The 21,369-nt window shown below is 52.2% G+C and carries 16 protein-coding genes; 7 read left to right on the top strand and 9 right to left on the bottom strand.

The genetic code is table 11. The features are described 5' to 3' along the window. Positions 1-291: 291 nt before the first annotated feature. On the bottom strand, positions 292-1,083 hold the full coding sequence (locus NEA10_RS04455; RefSeq protein WP_252664061.1) for a hypothetical protein: 792 nt from the start codon (positions 1,081-1,083) through the stop codon (positions 292-294). A gap of 435 nt (positions 1,084-1,518) precedes the next feature. Between NEA10_RS04455 and NEA10_RS04450 the strand changes: the two genes are divergently transcribed. Both NEA10_RS04450 and NEA10_RS04445 read left to right on the top strand, forming a co-directional pair. After that, on the top strand, positions 1,519-4,410 hold the full coding sequence (locus tag NEA10_RS04450; RefSeq protein WP_252664060.1) for a PAS domain S-box protein: 2,892 nt from the start codon (positions 1,519-1,521) through the stop codon (positions 4,408-4,410). A gap of 154 nt (positions 4,411-4,564) precedes the next feature. Then, positions 4,565-5,245 carry an ATP-binding response regulator gene (locus NEA10_RS04445; RefSeq protein WP_252664059.1) on the top strand — a complete coding sequence of 227 codons (681 nt, stop codon included), beginning with the start codon at positions 4,565-4,567 and terminating at the stop codon, positions 5,243-5,245. Here NEA10_RS04445 and menD read toward each other — a convergent pair. From menD to NEA10_RS04410, 7 genes are all read right to left on the bottom strand, one after another. After that, the gene (menD, locus tag NEA10_RS04440; protein WP_252664058.1) at positions 5,242-7,020 is read right to left on the bottom strand and encodes a 2-succinyl-5-enolpyruvyl-6-hydroxy-3-cyclohexene-1-carboxylic-acid synthase; all 1,779 of its coding nucleotides are present in this window, start codon (positions 7,018-7,020) and stop codon (positions 5,242-5,244) included. The genes NEA10_RS04445 and menD overlap by 4 nt on opposite strands. Before the next feature lie 35 nt (positions 7,021-7,055). Next, positions 7,056-7,919 (bottom strand): M56 family metallopeptidase, encoded by an 864-nt coding sequence (locus NEA10_RS04435; protein ID WP_252664057.1) that lies wholly within the window; start codon positions 7,917-7,919, stop codon positions 7,056-7,058. Then, the gene (locus NEA10_RS04430; protein ID WP_252664056.1) at positions 7,919-8,341 is read right to left on the bottom strand and encodes a BlaI/MecI/CopY family transcriptional regulator; all 423 of its coding nucleotides are present in this window, start codon (positions 8,339-8,341) and stop codon (positions 7,919-7,921) included. The genes NEA10_RS04435 and NEA10_RS04430 overlap by 1 nt, the downstream gene beginning before the upstream one ends. Before the next feature lie 113 nt (positions 8,342-8,454). Then, positions 8,455-8,745: a hypothetical protein gene (locus tag NEA10_RS04425; protein ID WP_252664055.1), complete on the bottom strand. Its 291-nt coding sequence runs from the start codon at positions 8,743-8,745 to the stop codon at positions 8,455-8,457. Positions 8,746-8,859: 114 nt separating this feature from the next. Further along, positions 8,860-9,033 (bottom strand): CAB/ELIP/HLIP family chlorophyll-binding protein, encoded by a 174-nt coding sequence (locus NEA10_RS04420; RefSeq protein ID WP_170187919.1) that lies wholly within the window; start codon positions 9,031-9,033, stop codon positions 8,860-8,862. A 154-nt stretch (positions 9,034-9,187) separates the two neighbouring features. Further along, positions 9,188-12,451, bottom strand: coding sequence for an efflux RND transporter permease subunit (locus tag NEA10_RS04415; RefSeq protein ID WP_252664054.1), 3,264 nt, complete (start codon positions 12,449-12,451; stop codon positions 9,188-9,190). Between the two features lie 134 nt (positions 12,452-12,585). Next, positions 12,586-13,869 carry an efflux RND transporter periplasmic adaptor subunit gene (locus tag NEA10_RS04410; RefSeq protein WP_252664053.1) on the bottom strand — a complete coding sequence of 428 codons (1,284 nt, stop codon included), beginning with the start codon at positions 13,867-13,869 and terminating at the stop codon, positions 12,586-12,588. Positions 13,870-14,216: 347 nt separating this feature from the next. Here NEA10_RS04410 and NEA10_RS04405 point away from each other — a divergent pair, with 347 nt between their 5' ends. Next, on the top strand, positions 14,217-15,047 hold the full coding sequence (locus NEA10_RS04405) for a pentapeptide repeat-containing protein (protein WP_252664052.1): 831 nt from the start codon (positions 14,217-14,219) through the stop codon (positions 15,045-15,047). A 48-nt stretch (positions 15,048-15,095) separates the two neighbouring features. Here the strand turns inward: NEA10_RS04405 and NEA10_RS04400 are convergent, their stop codons facing one another. Further along, positions 15,096-15,833 carry a glycerophosphodiester phosphodiesterase gene (locus tag NEA10_RS04400; RefSeq protein ID WP_252664051.1) on the bottom strand — a complete coding sequence of 246 codons (738 nt, stop codon included), beginning with the start codon at positions 15,831-15,833 and terminating at the stop codon, positions 15,096-15,098. A 125-nt stretch (positions 15,834-15,958) separates the two neighbouring features. On the opposite strand from NEA10_RS04400, the gene NEA10_RS04395 reads away from it, so the two are divergent. The 4 genes from NEA10_RS04395 (at position 15,959) to NEA10_RS04380 (ending at position 20,751) form a co-directional block, all read left to right on the top strand. Then, positions 15,959-16,633, top strand: coding sequence for an SRPBCC family protein (locus NEA10_RS04395; RefSeq protein WP_252664050.1), 675 nt, complete (start codon positions 15,959-15,961; stop codon positions 16,631-16,633). 48 nt (positions 16,634-16,681) lie between these two features. After that, the gene (locus tag NEA10_RS04390) at positions 16,682-18,121 is read left to right on the top strand and encodes a RecQ family ATP-dependent DNA helicase (RefSeq protein ID WP_252664049.1); all 1,440 of its coding nucleotides are present in this window, start codon (positions 16,682-16,684) and stop codon (positions 18,119-18,121) included. A gap of 101 nt (positions 18,122-18,222) precedes the next feature. After that, positions 18,223-19,596, top strand: a complete 1,374-nt coding sequence (locus tag NEA10_RS04385; RefSeq protein WP_252664048.1) for an MFS transporter — start codon at positions 18,223-18,225, stop codon at positions 19,594-19,596. Positions 19,597-19,665: 69 nt separating this feature from the next. Next, positions 19,666-20,751: an ABC transporter ATP-binding protein gene (locus tag NEA10_RS04380; protein WP_252664046.1), complete on the top strand. Its 1,086-nt coding sequence runs from the start codon at positions 19,666-19,668 to the stop codon at positions 20,749-20,751. Positions 20,752-21,369: the final 618 nt, after the last annotated feature.

Raw genomic sequence — 21,369 nt, 5'->3', positions numbered from 1 at the left:
GCTTAAGTCGTGCGGATGCCTTGGGGACGGTCATCCTAGGGATAATGAGTAAAGTGTCTTGTTATGTAAACAATTGTAACGCTTTTAACGCTAAATGACAGCCCCAAACAGCTAGGAATTTAGGGAGACTGCTTTTAGCCTAGCGAGATTCCAGGACCCTAATTGCAGTCTGGAGTACAAAATGGGCAACTGTTGCAGGGGAGATGAGGAGAGTCGGGATCACAGCCGCGATCAACACCAGTCCACTCGTGGGAGCGGACTTGAAGGGGCATCATCAGGGAGGTTGAGGCTCTAGGCCAAGACCATTTCCGGGATGTAACTAATATGAGCGTCGAGTTCGATGATCTGAGCGTGGGACGGCTGTGGAGATTCCGCCGCCGGGAGATCGGCTAAGGGAAGACGTTGAAGAATCCCTTGTTCTAAGAAATGATGTAGGATGCGGCTGATGGTGGCTCTACTGACGGATAAGTCTAAGGTTAAGTCCCAGAAACTATGGTTTCCATCGAGACAGGCGGTCAGATCAGCAAAGACATTAGCCTGTAGATCGAGGCTTGGGTCGAGTTGGAAGGCTTGATGCACCCACCGAGGCTTCAGTCCTAATTCATGCCAGTTGGCGGATAACTCTTGAGCTTCCTCATATATCTCCTTGAGGACGCGGCGGCTCAGGGTCCAGCGAGGGCAGAGGGTACTGGCGCTCGGTTGCCAGTAGAGTTGATATTTGGAGACATGAATCAGGGAAAACAGCACTTCTTGAGTGGATTGTTTCAAGATGGCTTTGGCTTGTTTGCAGGTGAGCCAGCCTTCGCTAACTCCATGGTGCAGATGGAGCCGTTCCCAATTCTGTCGTGTTCCTTGGGGTTCTAGCTCATGCTGCCATTGAGGAGCGTGCTGCTGAACCGCTCGCTGCCAACGCCGACGACGATGGATGGATAAGATGGCGGTAGCGATCTGTCCCTGAAACAAATCGAAACAGTATTGTGTCGATTTGTGAATAATAATCAGACGACCCGTAGCTTGATGATGAACATAGTTGAAAAGTTCTGAGGCAGCAGTTTGAGTGGAAGGAAGTTGATGGTTGTTCATCGTCATGACCTGATGGTGGGACGGTTAATGATGGGAGTGGGACGACGCAGTTGCCATCACATGAGACCTTTTGATCCGGGAAACCGAGCAACAAGTCAGGTACAACAGAAGAACGATAATCAGATGATTGGGTTGATATCAGGGATTAATTAGGGCAAAAATCAATACCCATCGACCCGTTGCTAGTTTTTTAGTTAATATTAAGTCATTAACATCAAAGACTAAATTATTATTTTTTTTCAAAAACTTATTATGGTGTTATACTTCGCTAAAAAAGGCTGGACTTGCTTTCCTCCTTGTATCTACGATGGTAAACAAAAACTAGGGCAATGGAAAGTGTTAAATTCACAGATTTTTCATTCCGTAAATCCACAGCAGCAGCCCTGCGTATAATTACTGACTCGCCGTCTACCCTTGATGAGGTCTTCTCCTGTTATGGCAATTTTCGATGGACAGTTTCAGGATATCGGCAACCCACAACCCTTGACCTTGAGGGCACAGATGTCCCTAGCTGAGGCGATCGCCCTCCTTGTGGATGAAAATCTGGCTAATATTTTTGTGGTGGAGGGCGATCGCTTCCTGGGTCGATTCTCCCAACGGGATGCACTGAGGCTATTACGAGACCCCCAGTGCGATCGCAGCCAAACCCTAGGCTCTTTAATGGCCCAAGCCCCGGACCAACTCTCCCTGCAACAGAACCATCCCCCTGATTGGCCAGACCTACTCCAACGACTTCAGCAGAGTCCCCCAGAAACCGTACCCATTCTTGATCCTCAGGGACATATCGTCGGTAGTCTTCCCGCGAGCGATATCCTTCGTCAAGGCTATCGAGCAAAAATCGAACATCAAGTTCCTCTAAGTCTAGAAGAACAGCAACTTCTGCAAGAAAAACTGATCAGCAGCTACACCAAATTGCAAATGTTGCTCTCCACGATGCCAGACATTGTCCTGGAAATTAGCATTCATGATGATAACACGCTTCATGTGGGGTTACCGAGTCATAATTACAGTTACCTGAACCTCGATATCAACGAAACCATCAACGCTTTCTTCGATCCCTGCTATGAGCGGCAGTTTTTTGAGCAAATTCAACGAGCCTGGGAGCAGGGTCGTACGATTCGCCATGAATACCAACTGCCGGCCCAAGATTCCTCCCAAGACTCAACGGCTCAGACTCAGTGGTTTGAGGCTCGTATTTCCCCTTTACCTCTGCCTCTTTTAACTCAAGAAACGATCATGTCTGCTCTCTGGGTAGCCCGAGATATCACCGCTCGTAAACGGGCCGAGGCAGTTCTACAAAACAATACCCGTGAATTGGAAGAACGAGTACAGGCTCGCACCAATCAACTGCGCAGTATTAACGAGATGCTACGAGCGAGCATCCGCACTCGCCAGGAGGCCCAGGAGGGGTTGCAACAAACGAGCGATCGCTTGCGAGCAATCCTCGATGCTATTCCAGGCATTGTCTGCTGGGTCGGTGATCATCAACGCTACCAAGGGGTAAACTCCAATTTTGCTAATCTCTATGGTTTAGCCCCCGAAGACTTCCTAGACCAAGATTTGGCCTTTCCTAGCCAGGACTCCCATCAGTTCGCTGACTTTATGCGCACCTTTATGATGGAGGCGCCTATGTCAGCGGGGCAAATTATTACCCTGGACATAGAAGAGTCAAAACTCCAGTATCTGGTGGTGGCTCAAAAATATGATCGGGGTCGAGCGGCCATTGGGGTGGGCATTGATATCACCCAACGACAACAGTTTGAAGTGGCCTTAATCGAGCAACAACGACTGTTTCAGCAAATCGCCGACACCTCCCCTGATATTTTATATGTCTATCAGGCGGCTACTGGGAAAATTGTCTATATCAATCGGCAGGTGGAGGCTCTCATCGGCCATACCCCCAAAAGAATTAGTGAATTAAGTCATGCTCATTGCTGCGAACAGAGCCATCCCCAGGATATCTCTGACATCGACGAACTGGGCGATCGCCTCGAACAACTCCATGGCGGTCGACTTCTAGAACAAGAATATCGCCTACGAGGGGTCGATGGACAATGGCATTGGATTCATAGTCGGGAGATTGTCCTGAGTCGCGATGCTGAGGGACGGCCGGAACAGATTGTGGGGATTGTTCAGGATGTCAGCGATCGCAAAGAGGCGGAACTGGCGCTGCGCCAACTCAACCAGGAGTTAGAAACCAAAGTCGCGCAACGCACCCTGGACCTACAACGGAGTGAATTACGATTCCGTTCCCTGTTTGAACAGATGGCGGTGGGCGTAGCTCAAATCAATCTGGAAGGATATTGGGAGTTTGTTAACCAAAAACTCTGTGACATTTTGGGGTACACCCCCCAACAACTGGCGCAGCGTACCTGTTTACAGATGACCTATGACGAGGATCTGCCCCTGTCGGAACAGGTTCGACAGGATCTACTGAATGGAGCTGGGACCATCACCCTAGAAAAACGATTTTTGCACGCCAATGGCAGCCCCATTTGGGTTCATGTGACGACCTCAATCGTCTTTGAGCCTTCTTCTTCGGAGGCTCAGGAGAGCCCGGCGGTAGCCCCCTACTTTGTGGTCGTGATTCAAGATATCACGGAACGCAAACGGGCGGAGGCGGAAGTGATCAAGGCCTTGCAAAAGGAACGGGAGTTGATAGATCTTAAATCCCGCTTTATCTCCATGACCTCCCATGAGTTTCGCACCCCCCTGGCGGTCATCAAATCCTGCGGTCAACTGCTGCAACGCTACGATTGGAGTCGGGAAGAACAACTCGAACAACTCAATGATATTCAGTCGGCGGTTAGTCATATGACGGAACTGCTCGACGATGTGTTAACGCTGGCCAAGAGTGACTCGGGGACGCTGAAGTTCACCCCCCAGTCCCTGGACATTTGTGAGTTTTGCGACAAATTGTTACGGCAGCTCCAGGGGAGCATTGCCCGCGACCGTCAACTCTCATGGCAGGTCCCCCAAACCCCTGTGATGCTAAATGGGGATGAAAAGTTGCTACGGCAAATTTTTAGCAATTTAGTCTCTAATGCCCTCAAGTACTCTAGCATTGACAAGCCGGTTGAGATCCGCCTGTTCCAACGAGGTCGGGAGCTGATCTACTCTGTTAAAGACCAAGGAATCGGCATTCCCGCCGGAGATCTACCCCGTTTGTTTGAATCTTTCCACCGAGCTAAAAATGTGGGAACTATTCCCGGGACGGGGTTGGGCTTAGCGATTGTACAACGTTGTGTGGACTTACATGGGGGACGAGTAGAGGTTAAGAGCCAGGTGGGTGTGGGAACTCAGATTTTCGTCCACTTCCCCCTGTGATTTGTCTGTGAAGTTTAGTTATGATTGATCTAGGAGCGTCGGTCAGGGATACCCTCAGGGTGTAAAATCGAGGGTGTAAGATTGACCTTGACGTTTTTGTATTAAAACTTTACGAGCGCAAAATTTAAGATTAAGCATCGCTGACTGGACAACTATGAAAAAGATATTGGTCATCGAAGACGAACAAGTTTTACAGAAAAATATCATGAAAATCCTCCGTTTGGAGGGGTTTGAGGTGATGGGGGCCAGTGACGGAGAGACTGGGGTGGTCTGTGCTCGTCAGGAGTCCCCGGACTTAATTGTCTGTGATGTCATGATGCCCGAGATGGATGGCTATCAGGTGTTGCAAACCCTACAGGCTGATGTGGAAACTGCCCTGATCCCCTTTATTTTCTTGACGGCAAAAACCGAGCGGTCTGATATGCGTCAAGGGTTTGAGTTGGGAGCTGATGATTACTTAGTAAAACCTTTTGATGCCGATGAATTACTACGGGCCATTGAAGCCCGGTTTAAAAAGCAGGATATAATGGTGACTCGGCTATCAACGTTGTCACAGGAACTGAGTCAACTACAGGAATTTGTAGATGCGAAAGATGGGTTAATGACCAATCTGAACCAGGAGCTGCGGCGGCCGATGTCGAATATCAAGATGGCCCTAACGATGTTACAGGCCCAAAGAACTCCTGAGGCTCAAGAACGTTATATTAGTATTTTAGAGGAAGAGTTTTCCCGGGAGATCTCTCTGTTAAATCAAGTGGAAGAAATGCAGAAACTTTTAACACCTGAAAATGTAACGTTGTTGCGACAGTTTCATCTTTTACAAAACAAGAATTAACGCTCCTCTGAGCGGTTTAGTTGGGAGCTAATGCCGAATACTTGCGATCGCCAGGCATGGTCTTGATGGCGATCGCTTCTGAATTCCAGCACTTGTAGCCCGGGTTGGGGAAATTGGTGTAAGGCGTCTTTGAGGTCGCCGGCAGACTCAATTGGGTTGTAGCCAATCTCATAGGCGGCACAGAGTTTTTCAATGTTGACCTGTTGGGGTGTCGCAAAAAATTCTTCAAAGGGCGGATTGAATTGGGCAATGGGTAAATGCTCAAAAATTCCCCCACCCTGGTTATTAATCAGCAATACGGTTAAATGACCATGGCCCTTCAATCGTTGAGCCAAAAGTAAGCCATTGGTATCATGTAAAAAGGCTAAATCACCGCTGATGAGAAGTGTCGGTTTCCCTCCATAGGCTAACCCGATCGCCGTTGAGAGGGTCCCATCAATCCCATTGGCACCTCGATTACAGAACACTTGGGTTTGGCGATCGCTACGTCGCCAGAACCATTCCATATCCCGCACTGGGGTACTGTTCGCCACCATCACCTGGCGTTGACTGGGTAAGCTGTGAGACAGGAGCCAGGGCAGTTGAGGTTCTCGCAGCGGGTCTATCTCCGCCATTTTTGAGGTTAGGGCCTCGCTTAACTCGGCATCAGCTTCACACCATTGCTGACAAAACTCTGAGGGAACGGGGGGAACTACGGGATCAGGGATGGGTAAGCGTTCCACATCCAGGCGTAGGTGAACAGTCCGGCTGTGGAGTGGATCAAGATTGCGATCGCCGGGGTCTAAGACCCAGGTTAAGGGGTTAACCTGTTGTAGCCATTGCCGTAACACCTTGCTGGTGGGTAAGTCTCCCAATTGCAGCACGAGGTCAGGTTGCAATTGAGCGGCCATTTCAGGATGACGCAGAAGCAGATCGTACCCCACCACTAATTGGGGGTTGAGGGAGGCCCAATGACGCAAGGGGGATAGGGCCTCCGCAAAGACGGGAAAGCCAAGGGTTTTCGCCAGTTGAGCGACCCGCTCGCTGTACTGTTTCGGGTTGCGCGGTTGGGCTACACCGGCAATAATTAGGCCGCGATCGCTCTTAAACCAGGCGGCGAAGGCGCGATCGAGACTTTCGGCTGAGGGGCGGGGCGTGGCTGGTAATTCAGGGGTAACGGCGGCAAAAAATTCCTCCCAGATGCCATCCCCCAACATCCGCACGAACTCTTCTGTCTGAGGCTGAGGTTCTGGGGCTAGGGGCTGACGAAAGGGACAGTTCAGATGAACCACACCGGGAACTGGAAAACACGTCCGCTCCCAGCCATAGACGAGGGTTTGTCGCAAATACCCCAGTCGGCTTAAACTTAACTCGGGCAGGGCCAGTTCAGCATACCAGCTTGTATAGTTGCCATAGAGCTTCTGTTGATCAATGGCTTGTCCGGCTTGACAGTGGCGTAACTCTGGGGGGCGATCGGCGGTGAGTACGAGTAGGGGAACCCGAGATTCACGAGCTTCGATAATGGCGGGGTAGAAGTTGGCTCCGGCGGTTCCCGAGGTACAGACTAGGGCCACGGGTTTATGGGTTCGTTTGGCGTAGCCGAGGGCAAAAAAGGCGGCTGAGCGTTCATCGAGGATGGAGATGGCCTCAATCTGCTCATGTTGGGCAAGGGTCACGGCCAGGGGGGCTGAGCGAGAGCCGGGACAAATAACGGCGAGGTCTAATCCTAAACGCGCTAAGGTTTCAACGAGAACCGAGGCCCAGAGAGTGTTGGTATTGCGAGGGTCAACCGCCATAGAGAGTCTGTGATCTGAATCGTGAGCGGTTTAGCTTACTGGTGGAAGGGGACAACGGTTAGGGGCAATAGGACCCAGGCTAGTTGTAGGACGCCTTGCCAGCCGAAGTTGAGGCCAGGATGAGTTCCACAGAGGAGCGCTTCAATCCGTTGTTCCAGGCGAGAGGGGGGAGCGGTACAACTGAAGGCCGCTTCGAAGGAGGCTGTGGAGCGTAAGGGGGCACGGATGACGTCCAGTAACGACTCAGCTAAGAGCAGTTCATCAACCTGTTGTGCGGCCCAGGCGTCGGCGCGGATTTCTCGTAGTAGCAGTAGGTCTTGCCAAAGGAGGTCGCTGTGGGGAAGCCAGAGGGTGAGGCGATAGCAGATTCCTAGCCAGAAGAACCAGAAGGTGTCACGATAGACCCGATGCCCATCTTCGTGAGCGAGGACGGCGGCCAGGCGATCGCCATCGAGATGGTCTAATAACCCTTGGGTGATGGTCAATTGGGGTTGCCAGCCTCCCACTTGGGCGCTGAACAAGCCACTGTCATCGATGATACGGCAGGGATGACCGAGAACTTCTGTTTGGGGATAACGACGTAGCTGTATGACAGCGTGGCGCAGTTGCAGAGATTGGCGAATGAAGCAACTGAGGGTGCTCAGAAGAAAGAGCCAGGAGAGCAGATAACTGGCTAGTCCAGTTCCCTGCCATACCATTTGCCCCTGTGCGCCCATGGAGAGCACTGCGATGGCGGTAGTGAGCAGGAGCAGGACTGGGGCAACTAGGGCAATAATCCCAGAACGCCAACGTTGGTCTAGGTTAGCGAGGGATGGGGTCTGGACACTTTGGCGGTTGAGATTCCCTTGACGTAAGCCGAGGGCGATCGCCAAAGCCATGAGAATCATCAACAGGTGCATTAGGACTGTTCCTCCCGTTGGCGTCGAACCGCTTGAATCCGTTGTGCAATGGCGTCGAGGCGGTCTAGGCTGTCCACATCTAGGCTGTCGGCGAAGGCCGCGACCACATCGGGGCTACTGACGGCCAGAAACCGTTGCAGGCGATCGTGGGATTTGAGCATTTGTGCTTGCTCCCGGGAGATGCGCGGCCGCCAACGAAAGGCGCGATCAGCTTTGTCACAGTCGAGCCAGCCCTTGCGGGTTAAACGACGCATCACGGTGGTGACGGAGGCGTAGGCGAGTTCGCGATCAGGGTCTGCGAGGATGCGATCGTGGACGTCTTTTACGGTCACCTCTTTGAGATCATAGATAATCTCTAGGATTTCAGCTTCTAGGGGTCCGAGAGATAAGTTTTGGGGACGATGATCAGGGAGAGGAACCATAGTGAGGATATGCGGTAACCGGAACATTGGTTGACTCTAAACCAACGGCTTGTATTTTACCCGATTGTTGTCCCCAGACGGGCAAAACTCGGTAAGTTTCGGTAAGTTATGGATTAACGGCGATGTTTACTGGGGTTAAGACGGGGTAGCGGCTCAGGTCCGACCCCCGGGGTGAGATAGTATTCAGCGAGAGATTCTTGGGGACGACGGCGATCGCTCTGTTGGCTTTGCCACCAACGTAGGGCGATAGCCCCGGTCATAGTTCCCATTCCTAGTAGTAAGAGGGAGCTATAACTCCCGAGACCTCCTAGGGCAACATCTACGGCTCCGACGGTTAAAATAAAGCTGGAAACCGGTTCTTTACGGTAGAAGGGCTTAAAAAATCGATGCCAAACAGCATTCATGAGAGCTTTAACGGTATAGTCCGCGAATGATAGGCGGGAAAGGTGTGGTGCAACGGTCTTTGAGACCGTCTAGCCACACCCTGTCCCAATTTCGATCCTACTCGATCGCTGAAACTAAATCAGGCCTAACCAGGCTAAGAGTCCTTGACCCGATAGGTATTCTATGGCGAGGGCCGCAATGAAACCAATCATCGCGGCACGACCGTTGAGCCGTTCTGCATATTGGTTAAATCCAAATTTAGGCTCTGTGAGATTAGGGGTCACGGAGGGTTCAGGAGATTGGCTCATAAAACTTAACAAATTTGGGGATGTTTCTATTGTAGGAATTTCTGTGGAGAAGGCAAGGGGTAAGAGGCAAGAGGCAATAGGCAAGGGGCAAGAGGCATAACCCACTCCTACCCCTCCCAGGACGAAGGCATCGCGATCACCAGATAACCTGATGCTACTTAAACGTACCCACCGGTTGTTCCACAGGAGACTCCTGCCAACCCGCACTCGGTAAACGGGGTTTGCGGGGGCGATTCGAGCGATGAAGGAGAGTATAGAAACAGGGAACAATAAAGAGGGTTAAAAAGGTCGCCAGGGACAACCCCGAAAAGACGACAATTCCTAACGGTTGCAGAAACTCAGACCCTTCCCCAACCCCCAGGGCCAAGGGAAATAACCCCAAGACCGTCGTAATCGTCGTCATCAAAATCGGTCGTAGTCGTTGGGGAGCCGCCTCCAACATGGCCTCATAGTGACTCAGCCCCTGTTTTTCGCGGATTTGGTTGGCTAACTCCACCAACAAAATGGCATTGTTGACCACAATCCCCACCAATAACACAGCCCCAACAATGGCCGTGGCTCCTACTGCTGTTTCGGTGATATACAGCCCTAAAATCCCCCCAGCCAGAGCTAGAGGAACTGTGAGAATAATCGCGAGGGGGTCAATCAGGGAGTTATACTGAACCGCCATGACCACAAACACCATAAACGTAGCTAAGCTGCCCAAAATCACCAAAGATTGGCGTAATTGCTCATTGGTTTCTGCCGCCGAACTGGGAACCCGTGTCACCCCTTCAGGCAGGTCGAGGCCGGCGAGAATGGCATCAACTTCATCAAGGGCATCACTGAGATTGGCGCCATCACTGAGACTGCCTTCAATCAGGAAAATCTGACGTTGGTTAATGCGCTGAATTTCTCCTGGGGCAACATCTCGACCAATCTCGGCAATATCTCCTAAACGAATCAGTTGATTGCCCGAGGTAAACAGGGGAATCGAGCGTAAGCGACTCGGACGCTCAATGGTGCCCGTGGGTAACTGCATCCGTACATTCACGAGGCGGTCTTCCCGTTGGATTTGAGTAATCACTGACCCCTCTAATGCGGTTTGAATGGTCTCCCCAATCCGTTGAGCCGAGAGGCCGACACTGGCGGCCCGTTCCCAGTCGGGGCGGATGCGAACCTCCGGTTGGGGGTCTTCGGCATCAGGTTGGTAGCTGGCTAGAGTCGCGTTTTCTTCTAGAGCGGCCAATACCATGCGCCCGGCTTCTTCCAAAACTTGGGGGTTGGTGCCTTGCAACATGATATCAATGTCATCACGAGTGGGAGAGTTACTTAAAATCAGCCCCCGCACCGATTCAGGACGCATCCGAATTGAGGTATCGACTAGGGGAATCTCCTCAGTGATTTGCCGGTTCACTCGTCCTACATAAGCGCCAACATTGGTTCCTGGAGTCAGGGCAATGGTACTTGACCCCCGCAGGGAGTTGGCACTGGTGGAGGTTCCAAAGAGAAACCCCCCGGCAGTACTAAAAGCATATTGGGTTTCTGGTTGCGACAGCAGCATCTCATCAACGGCTGCCATGACTTGCCGGTTCTGGGATACGGTCGTTCCTGGGGGGAATTGGGCCACCAGTCGCGCTTGGCCCGTGTTGATGCGGGGCAGAATTTCTTGAGGAAGTCTCTCCGCCATCCAGAGACTGCCCCCTCCCAGAACCAAAATGGCTAGGGCAATGGTCAACAGGCGCATTCGTAGCACCCCCGAGAGAATTTGTCGGTAAACGGCAGTTAAGAGACGAACGAAGCGGCCAAAGAGCCAAATCGGGGGTAAGCGGTTTAGATGTAAGGAGCGAGGAATCCCTAACAGCCGTGCTGCCATGGCGGGAACCACTGTCAGGGCGATCGCCATTGAGGCGGCTACGGCAAAACTAATGGTCAAAATCAGTTCGTTAAAGAGCAGGGAAATAAAGCCCCCCAACATCAGAAAGGGAAGCACTGCCACCAGGTTGGTACTGGTGGAGGCTAACAGAGCTGATTCCAATTCGCGGGCGGAGGTTTCAGCCTGGAGGCGCACTCGGCGGGCAAACTGCTGTTTGGGGGAGAGGTGGGAGAGTGCATAGCCATTGCTAGAGTCCTCAACCGGACTCTGAGGGTCTGTGGTTTCTACTCCTTTAGCAATGTTTTCTAACATGACGATCGCATTGTCCACCACAATCCCAACCCCAAGGGCTAATCCCCCTAGGCTAAAGACATTCAGGGAGAGTCCGAACAGGCCCATGAGAATCATGGCTGTGAGGGTGGCCAGGGGAATCGCGAGAACCACAATCAGAGTTTGCCGTAGGGACCCGAGAAAGAGTAACACGGCGATCGCCGCTAGGCCAGCCCCCGAGAGTCCCGCTGTAATTACGTTTTGAATGGAACTGCGGATAAAGCGAGATTCATCCAGGGTGGTTTCAATTTGCATATCCTCAGGAATGACAGCCGCTTCCCGCAATTCTTGAAGGCGTCGTACCACCCCTTCAACCACTTCGATGGTATTCGCGTCGGGTTGTTTCTGGATACTGACTTTGACGGCGGGTTGACCGTTAAGGGTCACAAACACCCGCTGTTCTTCTGTACCGTCGATGACTTGGGCAACATCTTCCACGTAGAGTTGCTGATTCGCATTGCCCTCTCCATTGCCATTGGAACTGATGGAAATGCGGCGAATCTCCTGGACGCTATTAAAACGGCCAGCCACCCGGGTCAGTAATTCTGAAGGCCCCCCTCGGATCAGACCGCCGGCAGTGTCTTGGTTGCGTTCCCGTAGAGCATTGGAGACCATCTCGACGTTTAGGCCGAGGGCTTGCAGACGGTCTAGATCTAGATTCATCCGTACTTCTTCACGCACCCCTCCCGAGATATCCACGTTGGCAACGCCGGGCACACGCACCAGTTCTCGGGCTAATTCTTCATCGGCAAAGATGCGTAAGTCCACCGCGCGCAGTGAGGTGGAGGTTAGGGCCATCTCATAGACGGGGAGTTGGGAAGGGTCAAATTTGAAGAGACGGGGGGCATCGAGGCCATCGGGGAGGCGATCGCGGGCCCGGTTGAGGGCGGCGGTAGCATCGTTGAGGGCTTGGTCAATGTTGTTGCCGGGTCGGAAAAATAGGTCGATACTAATACGACCTTCTCGGGTTCGGGAAAATAGTTGTACGACCCCTTCTGTGGCGGTTAAGGCTTCTTCGAGGGGACGGGTAATATCGTTGACCGCCACTTCCGGGACAATCCCCGGTGCGTCGGCCCGGAGGCCAATACGGGGATAGGTGATGCTGGGCAATAAATCCACGGGCATCCGGCTGACGACAAACCAACCTAACACCATCACGGCAATGGTGATGATTAGGGTGCCAATATGGCGTCGGATGGCTAGGGTGCTTAGACTAATGGGTTGGTTGGACATGGGGGAGGAAGGCAAGGGGCAAGGGGCAAGAGCCAAGAGGCAAGAGGCAAGAGGCAAGCCAGGTAGGATGCGTCCCGGCATCAGTGAGGGTTATGACCCAGACCTATCGATTTAAACTTGCCGGAACGCATCGCTTATTCGTTGCGGGGTTGGGAGAGGAAGCTGCGGCGGACGGTTTGGCCGTCTCGGAGGGGGCGATCGCTGCGGACGATGAATTGTTCGCCGGGGGCGAGGCCTTGGAGGATTTCGACTTCGTCATCTTCTCGTTCTCCGAGTTCAACACGACGGGCGCTGACGGTGGTTTCGCTCTCGTTGCCTTCGACGATAAACAGGGTGTTATCCCCTTGGGCAGAGATTTCTAGGGCCCGTTCGGGAATGGTTACGAGTTGTTGTGAGGCCGTGTTTAGGGTGACTCGGGCAAGTAAACCACCTCCGAGTTCCCCATTGGGGACGTCGGGGTTGCGTAGGGTGATTTGTACGGGAATCAGTCGGGCTACGGGATCGGCATTAGGGAAGATGCGCGAGACTCGTCCGACAAACTCTTGGTTGGGGAAGGCATCGAGGGTTACGTCAACGGCTTGGCCCAGGGAAATTTGACTGCGATCGCGATCGGGAATCTCGATGCGGATTTCAACTTCGCTAAAGTCCCCGAGTTCTAAAATGACATCCCCGCTTTGCACGACGTCTCCGGGTTCGAGGAGTCGTTCGAGGACGACGGCATTGAGGGGGGAGGGAACATCAGTATAGGAGAGTCGCTGTTGGACTCCGGCGACAACGGCTTCCTGGGCCCCAACTCGTTGTTGGGCTGAGGCGACAGCGCGATCGCGGATACGGACTTGTTCTTGGGCCGATCGCAGTTGCTGTTCAAGGGTGCGGACGCGGGTTTGGGCCAGTTCGGCTTCACGACGGGGGATGGCTCCCTCTCCGGCTAGGTTTTTAAGACGACGAGCATCAACCTCGGCCTGATCCAGTTCGGCGCGAATTTCTTCAACTCGAAATTCCGCTTCGATGCGCTGGTTGCGGGCTTCTTCGACTTCGGATTGGCGCACGCTCACTTCGGCTTCGACTCCGGCAAGCTCTGACAGCAGCAGGGTATCTTCAACTCGGGCGATGACTTGTCCCTGAAACACGGGATCGCCGACATCGGCGTTGAGATTGAGGAGTTGACCATCACTGCGGGCCCGCAAGGAGACCCGACGCAAGGGTTGGGTGGTGCCACTGTAATTGAGTTCCCGGCTACGAGTTTGGGCTTCGGCAATGGCCACGTCAACGGTGACCGTGCGATCGCCCTGCTCTCGTGACTCGCCTGGGCCCGAGGGCTGAGCTTGGGCACTCTCGCCATCATTGGGACTGCATCCCATTGTCAGCCAGAGGCTACCCATGAGAATCCCCATTAGCCAAGTTTTAGGTCGTTTCATTGCGTTGAGGCTGGCTGGATAACGTTGGCTGTTCACGTTTAGACTTGGGTAATGGGGTTTTGGTTCAATCGGCTGCGGCTGGTCTGCAAGATGGCGATAGACGGGTCTAACATGACTGCACTGACATCAAGATTTGTCAAGATTCTCAGTCCCCGTCAATCTTAAACTTTTGTTAAAAAAATTGCCAGTTTCTCTCAGGGTAGCGCAGGTCACCGCAACAAATGGGAAAATCTGAGCTAAACTCCCATTAGGAAAGGCTCTTAGGCTAATCCCCCTGGACTTCGCTACTGTTGGCTGTTCTGTCAGGCGATACGCTTGATAATTTGGGAATTTCAAAAATATTGGTTATGTACAACGCAAAACTTGCCCTCAATGTCTCGTTTCCCTGGGCGATCGCCCCAGTCGTTGCTCTGGTTTGGAGTTTTGGCAACCTCTCTCCAGTGGCGGCCCAAACTGCGCCGGATTTGCGACAACTCCTCTCAACTCAAGACTGCCCTCAATGTGATCTACGCAATGCGGGATTGGTTCACTCCCGTTTGTCGGGAGCCAATTTACAAGGGGCGAATTTGGTGCGAGCCAATCTCAGTCAAAGTGATTTAATGGGGGCAAATTTATCGGGGGCCAACCTCACAGGTGTCTCCTTAGTGGGAGCCAACCTCACGGGGGCGAATCTTCGAGGGGCAAATCTCACGGGGGCGGATTTACGAGGGGCCTTCCTAACGGGGGCTGACTTCGATGGAGCCATCCTCACGAATGCCAACTTGCGGGGGGCCTATGATGTCCCGAGTACCGTAGTGACGGTGGATGAGTTGCTCCGTTGGGGCAATGATGAGGCGCAACAAGGAAACTATCAAGGGGCCGTCAGTTTCTACACAGATGCCATTATTCTTAATAATCAGTTCCCTCTAGCCTATCTCGGCCGGGCAGCCGCCTATAATCGTATGGGCGAAACGCAACGGGCTGTGGCAGATGCAGAACGGGCGGCAGAAATTTATTTTGCTGCCGGCAATCAAGAGGGCTACGAAACGGCTAAGTTTTTTGCCTCAGCGATTGTGGCGGAAGAGGAAGCATTTCATGAAGCCCGAGAACGGCAAAGACGGGGGGACATTGGGGGTAATATTCTGAATGTCATTACAGGCATAGGCAGCCTTTTGTTACAAGGAATTTTACCCTTTTAAGAAACGTCACAAAAGGGTAGAATAACGGGTATCATCTCCTTTAAAAGTTTAACTTTTCTGAGGATTTCTAACAACTTGATTGCTAATAATTCGTCGAACTCCCTGCCGTTGTAGGTCTTGGGAGAGGGCGGGGTCGTCCACAGTCCAAGCGACGATTTCCACGGACTGCGATCGCGCCTGTTGGATTAGATTGGGGTCTTCGAGGAGAGGTTTGTATAAACTCAACAAGACCCCGCCCACCCGGGCCGCCTCCGGAAGACGTTCCTGAATATCTGTGGCGGTGAGGGTGTGGTAACCCAGGCGACAGTGGGGAGACTTCTCCTGAAACGCGGCGAGCAAGTCAGTATCAAAGGAACAGAGAAAACAGCGATCGCTCAATTGATGGGATTGGATCATCTCCAGAATGCGGGTGATGGCCTCACTCGTCCAACTCGGATGAGATTTGAGATCTAGATAGGCAAATTGAGGAAATTGCTCCACCTCCAGCAAGGTTTGGTCTAAACTAGGGATGCGTTCCCCCTGAAATGTCTCGTTAAACCAACTCCCCGCATCGAGGGTTTGCAACTGCTGCCAAGACATCTCACAGACCTGGCCTGGCGTCCCGGTAGTGCGATCAAGGGTTTCGTCGTGAATGACCACCGGAACCCCATCTTGAGTCAGTCTAAGGTCAAACTCCAGAGAATCGGCCCCCGCCAGTCGTGCTTGGGCAAAGGCCACTTGAGTGTTTTCTGGGGCGATCGCACTGAAACCCCGATGGGCAATTTGTTCGAGCTTGGCAAATGTCATAGATAGTCCCTTTCCTCAACCCCCAGAGGGTTTCTGAATCTTATTTTTAAGAAATGTTACAATATCAGCCGCCGGGACTGCTCCCATTATTCCCAGTCCATCTATCAGTTTATTAATGACTCCCCATGACAGACAAGATTCGGGTGGAGGTTCACCGTCCCCTGCTCTCTAAACACCTAGTGGCTGGATTAGTGACCCTCTCACTCACACTCCTGCCGAACATTGGACTCGGGGCGATCGCCGTAGAGTCGTTCCCTAAGACCCTGAGCAATCAGGCCCCAGCCTCAGACCTGGGGCAAGACGTTGAACTCAAGCAAAATGAGGATGCCAGTTACACCGTGACGGTGACCCTAGACGCCTCCGCCGAGGATATTTGGTCAGTCATTGCCGATTATGGACGTTTCAACCACTTTTTACCCAATATTGTCTCCAGTGAAATCCTGGAAGTGGAGGGTAACCGTCATGTGGTTGAACAAGTCAGTCAGCAACAAGTCCTCTTTTTGCAGGTTAGATCGCGGCTGCGCACTGAAAACCTCGAAACAATCCATCAGCGGATTGATTTCCGTCTCCTGGAAGGGGATCTCAACCAACTTGAGGGCTACTGGGTGATTGAAGCAACCGAGAATCCCCAAATTCACCGTCTTCGGCAAACCGTTGCCGTCACCCCCCCCGCCGGAACTCCTGACTCCATCTTTCGGAGGGTCTTTCGTCAATCTCTCACCGAGAACCTCGCCGCCATCCGCGATGAAATCCAGCGGCGACAACTAGACCGTGATGAGCCTTTAAGTATGACCCCCTAACTGAGTCAGAACCATTGTCGTTTCCCCCCTGCCGTCTTCCTAAGCATCATGTCTTCTCCTGACTGGACCCTGGTTCGTAATACCTTTCGTCAAACTTGGGGCTACAGCGACTTTCGCTATCCCCAAGGAGAAGTGGTGCAAACTTTGCTGCAACAGCAAGATGCCCTGGTGGTGTTACCCACGGGAGGGGGGAAATCAATTTGCTTTCAGTTGCCGGCCCTGTTGGGTGGTGGAGTCACCCTGGTGGTGTCGCCCCTGGTGGCGTTAATGGAAAACCAAGTTCAGGCCTTGCGACAGCGGCATCTACCGGCGGCGGCCCTCCATAGTGAATTGCCGCGATCGCAACAAAAGAGTATTATCAATGCCCTGCAAACTCAGCAATTGCGGCTGCTGTATCTGTCCCCGGAAACTCTCCTCACACCTAAAATTTGGCAGATTCTGCGTCAACCGAGCCTGCAAATTAACGGTTTGATGCTGGATGAGGCCCATTGTCTAGTGCAATGGGGAGATACCTTTCGTCCCGCCTATCGTCGCCTGGGGGCGGTGCGTCCGGCCTTATTGCAAACTCGTCCACCGGGGACCTCACTTCCCATTGCGGCCTTCACCGCTACCGCCAATCCAGCCGCTCAATACACCATTCGGGAGGTGCTGCAACTGCGATCGCCGAAACTCTTTTTAGAGAACCCCTATCGGCCCCACTTGGCCCTGTCCGTGATTCATACCTACACCCCCCGGCAACGGAAACAGAAACTCCTCAAATGGCTCCAAAAACACCCCCAACAGTCAGGATTGGTGTATGTACGGACTCGTAACGATAGTGAAGAACTCGCCCAACTATTACAAAAACAGGGATTTACCGTAGCCCCCTATCATGCTGGACTCACTCCAGGACAACGGCGGGAGATTGAACGGCAATGGCTCACCGGACAAGTTCCGGTGGTGGTTTGTACCTCAGCCTTTGGTATGGGAGTGGATAAACCCGATGTGCGCTGGGTCTTCCATGTCCATGCCCCCCTATTATTGTCGGAATATGTCCAGGAAATTGGCCGAGCGGGGCGAGATGGCAAAGCGGCCCAAGCCGTTACCCTCATCAGTGAACCCACCGGTTGGCTCGATCCGAGTGATCAACGGCGACAAGAGTTTTTTGAACAACGAGAACAGTCTCTTCAGGATAAAGCTTTCCAACTCAGTGGCAAATTACCCCGTTCCGGGACTGTCGAAGCTGCATTGAGTCAATCCCCCCAAGCGGCCATTGCCCTCTCCCTGCTGCATAGCAGCGGTCAACTGACCTGGCTTGATCCCTTTCATTACCAAATTCACACCACTAAACCCCGGAGAACTCAGACCAATTATCAGGCCTTTGAGCAAATGCAGTCCTATCTGCGCGATCGCCGCTGTCGTTGGCAGGTCATTTTAGAAGCCTTCGGCTTTGGGAGTAGCATCAAGCCTTGTGGAATCTGCGATCGCTGTCGGAGTCGCAAGCACTAATCCATCTGTCAGTGGCCGCTCCAAATAGGTCTGATACCATGAACGTAGAGGCCAAACGCCCCATTGCTGCCTCTGTTGATGTTCAGACTTAAGAAGACTCTATGAGCGATCGCCCTAAAAAAAGGCTGAATTTCCTGCAAATCATCAATATGAGTGTAGGATTTTTCGGCATTCAATTTGGCTGGGCACTGCAAATGACGAATATGAGTGCCATATTCGAGCATCTCGGTGCCCAAGCGGACGAAATTCCCATTTTGTGGCTCGCTGCTCCTTTAACCGGCTTGATTGTCCAACCCATGGTGGGCCATATGAGTGACAACACCTGGGGCCCCCTCGGCCGCCGACGGCCCTATTTCCTCTTTGGCGCCATACTCAGTTCTACCGCCTTAGTGTTCATGCCCCATTCCTCCAGCCTCTGGATGGCGGCCGGTGGCCTCTGGATTTTGGATACTTCCAATAACATCAGCATGGAGCCGTTCCGCGCTTTCGTCGGGGACTTACTCCCAGCGGAACGACGGACTCAAGGCTTTGCCATGCAAAGTTTTTTTATTGGTGCTGGTTCCGTACTAGCGGCGGCGTTTCCCTGGCTGCTCAATCACCTCCTCGGGGTAACCAATACTGGAGGCGAGAATTCCATCCCCCCAACCATTGAAATTTCCTTTTATGTGGGGGCAGCAGCCTTTTTAGGAACGGTCTTATGGACGGTTTTAAGCACGGAAGAATATCCCCCCGAAGACCTAGAAGCCTTTGAAAAACAACAGGAAGAACAAAGTGGCTTCGGGACAGGACTGAGTGAAATCTGGTCTGCTATCCTGGAGATGCCGACCACCATGCGCCAACTGGCTTGGGTGCAATCCTTTTCTTGGCTGGGGATGTATTGTGTTTTTCTCTATTTCCCCCCCGCCGTGGCTCGTAATATATTTGGTGCTGTCAGCCAAAGTTCAGAACTCTATTCTGAAGGAATTGAATGGGCAGGAATTTGCATTGCTGCCTATAATGCTGTTTGTTTGGTATTTTCCTTTATTCTACCGAAGTTATCGCATTTTACGAGCCGTCAAGTGACCCATTGCCTCTGCCTAATTTGTGGTGGAGTTGGCTTGATTAGTTTGTGGTTTATTGAAAATCCCTATCTAATTTTGTTCTCGATGATCGGGTTAGGGATTGCTTGGTCTAGCCTGTTAGCGATGCCCTATGCCATCCTGGTTGGGTCTCTCCCGGATGATAAAACGGGAGTGTATATGGGGATTTTCAATGCCTTTATCGTCTTACCCGAGATTCTCGCCTCCCTGGGGTTTGGTTGGGTGATGCGATATTGGTTCGATGAAAACCGGATGTTAGCCCTAGTCAGCGGCGGTGTCGCTATGCTGATTGCGGCGGTGTTGGTGTTACGGGTTCAAGAGTCTGGGGCGAAAACCCCAAGTCGAGATCCCAATTCCCTCGACTTACCCGCAACGGCCCAAGCTGCAGAAGGCTAAGTGGATGGGGACAGGCTCATTGAGTCTGATTCCCAATTCTATGATGATGTTGATTTAAATGGTATTTCAATGGCTACAGTTCAAGTAAAGAACCTGAACAAAACCTACAATCCCACGACAATTCCTGTTAAGGATATTAGCTTAACGGTGGAGGATAATGAGTTTCTAACTCTGTTGGGTCCTTCGGGATGTGGGAAGTCCACAACCCTGCGCTTGATTGCGGGACTCGAAGAACCCACCCGAGGTCAAATTATGATTGGCGATCGCGATGTCACGGCCCTGAAGCCGGGCGATCGCAATATCTCGATGGTCTTCCAGAGTTACGCGCTTTATCCCCACATGACGGTCTATGAGAACATGGCCTCGGCCCTGCGGCTGCGCAACATGACCGATGGTGAGATTAAGCAGCGGGTGAGTGAAGCCTCGCGCTTTCTGGATTTGCGGGAGGATTTGATGAACCGCAAGCCGGGACAACTCTCGGGGGGACAGCGTCAGCGGGTGGCCCTGGGACGGGCCTTGGTGCGTCAGCCGGATGTGTTTTTGTTGGATGAACCCCTCAGTAACTTGGATGCGTTGTTACGGGAACGGGTGCGGGCCGAAATTAAACAACTGTTTGAGAAACAGAATACCCCAGTGGTCTATGTGACTCACGACCAGGTTGAGGCCATGACCCTCTCGACGAAGGTGGCGGTGTTGTATGAAGGGAATGTGCAGCAATTAGCGCCTCCGAGTGAGTTGTATTCCCGGCCGGCGAACCAGTTTGTGGCCGGGTTTGTGGGAAGTCCTCAGATGAATTTGTTGACCCTACATTGTCAGGGACAGACGGCTCGCTTGGGACAGGGGAAACTCCCCCTTCCGTCAGGGTTGGCCAAACCTCCCCGTCAGGTGGTTTTGGGGGTGCGTCCTGAGGATATGCGGTTGGCTGAGGAGAGTGATTCAATTCGTTTCCCCGGTGAGGTGTTTTTGGTGGAAAACTTGGGGATGCAGAATCTTCTCAGTGTTCGCTTAACTCCCGCTGAGGGGGGAGCGGCCCCCATTGAGGTGCGATCGCTCCTGCCCTCTGATTTAGATTGGGGAGGGGATAACATTGAACTGGCGGTCTCTCCTGAACGCTTACATTGGTTCGATGTGGAGTCGGGCGATCGTCTCGGTTAAAGACTGGCCCACCCTGGTCTAAGGAACGTCTAGCAACCCAGTTACTGCTATCCGAACTACTCCAGGAACAGTATCTAGCGGCTTCTGGTAATCTAAGTTACAACAGACATAACTGGAGTCTATGGGTGCCGTTACATGCTGTACCGAACTCTAGGACAATCAACCCAGGTCAGTCCCAAATTAAGGGCTTAGCATTGCACTGGCCTGGGATTAAGATTTTTTTTGAAAACTGTTTAATCTGATTGAGAATTACATGAACAATGGACTAGATAAACTACTCCGTCACCAAACGTTACCTCGATTTAGCTTGAAAGGTAAAAATTTTCTGGTTTTTATGGGGTTAACGTTGGCAGCCTTGGCAGGAAACTATTTTAATATATCCCTATTTTTTGGGATCGATTTCTTATTTGGAAGTATCGCAACTCTTATAATTACGTCTTTATTTGGTACTGGATGGGGAACGTTAGGAGCCGTTTTATCAAATCTCTATACCCTGATTCTTTGGGGACATCCCTATACGATGATCATTCTGAATCTAGAGATTTTTTGTGTGGGTATCGGCTTGCGATATTTCTCCTGGAATATTGTTTTTCTGACAGGTGTTTTTTGGGTTGCAGT

Origin of the sequence: Phormidium yuhuli AB48 (assembly GCF_023983615.1) — a bacterium.
GTDB classification, from domain to species: Bacteria; Cyanobacteriota; Cyanobacteriia; order Cyanobacteriales; family Geitlerinemataceae; genus Sodalinema; species Sodalinema yuhuli.
Note: the sequence above shows the minus strand (reverse complement) of the source record. Positions and strands in the feature narration are given on the sequence as shown.

Excerpts from the sequence above, each read along its gene's own strand:
- NEA10_RS04455 (WP_252664061.1), bottom strand. The coding sequence starts at position 1,083 with ATGAACAACCATCAACTTCCTTCCACTCAAACTGCTGCCTCAGAACTT.
- NEA10_RS04450 (WP_252664060.1), top strand. The coding sequence starts at position 1,519 with ATGGCAATTTTCGATGGACAGTTTCAGGATATCGGCAACCCACAACCC.
- NEA10_RS04445 (WP_252664059.1), top strand. The coding sequence starts at position 4,565 with ATGAAAAAGATATTGGTCATCGAAGACGAACAAGTTTTACAGAAAAAT.
- menD (WP_252664058.1), bottom strand. The coding sequence starts at position 7,020 with ATGGCGGTTGACCCTCGCAATACCAACACTCTCTGGGCCTCGGTTCTC.
- NEA10_RS04435 (WP_252664057.1), bottom strand. The coding sequence starts at position 7,919 with ATGCACCTGTTGATGATTCTCATGGCTTTGGCGATCGCCCTCGGCTTA.
- NEA10_RS04430 (WP_252664056.1), bottom strand. The coding sequence starts at position 8,341 with ATGGTTCCTCTCCCTGATCATCGTCCCCAAAACTTATCTCTCGGACCC.
- NEA10_RS04425 (WP_252664055.1), bottom strand. The coding sequence starts at position 8,745 with ATGAATGCTGTTTGGCATCGATTTTTTAAGCCCTTCTACCGTAAAGAA.
- NEA10_RS04420 (WP_170187919.1), bottom strand. The coding sequence starts at position 9,033 with ATGAGCCAATCTCCTGAACCCTCCGTGACCCCTAATCTCACAGAGCCT.
- NEA10_RS04415 (WP_252664054.1), bottom strand. The coding sequence starts at position 12,451 with ATGTCCAACCAACCCATTAGTCTAAGCACCCTAGCCATCCGACGCCAT.
- NEA10_RS04410 (WP_252664053.1), bottom strand. The coding sequence starts at position 13,869 with ATGAAACGACCTAAAACTTGGCTAATGGGGATTCTCATGGGTAGCCTC.
- NEA10_RS04405 (WP_252664052.1), top strand. The coding sequence starts at position 14,217 with ATGTACAACGCAAAACTTGCCCTCAATGTCTCGTTTCCCTGGGCGATC.
- NEA10_RS04400 (WP_252664051.1), bottom strand. The coding sequence starts at position 15,833 with ATGACATTTGCCAAGCTCGAACAAATTGCCCATCGGGGTTTCAGTGCG.
- NEA10_RS04395 (WP_252664050.1), top strand. The coding sequence starts at position 15,959 with ATGACAGACAAGATTCGGGTGGAGGTTCACCGTCCCCTGCTCTCTAAA.
- NEA10_RS04390 (WP_252664049.1), top strand. The coding sequence starts at position 16,682 with ATGTCTTCTCCTGACTGGACCCTGGTTCGTAATACCTTTCGTCAAACT.
- NEA10_RS04385 (WP_252664048.1), top strand. The coding sequence starts at position 18,223 with ATGAGCGATCGCCCTAAAAAAAGGCTGAATTTCCTGCAAATCATCAAT.
- NEA10_RS04380 (WP_252664046.1), top strand. The coding sequence starts at position 19,666 with ATGGCTACAGTTCAAGTAAAGAACCTGAACAAAACCTACAATCCCACG.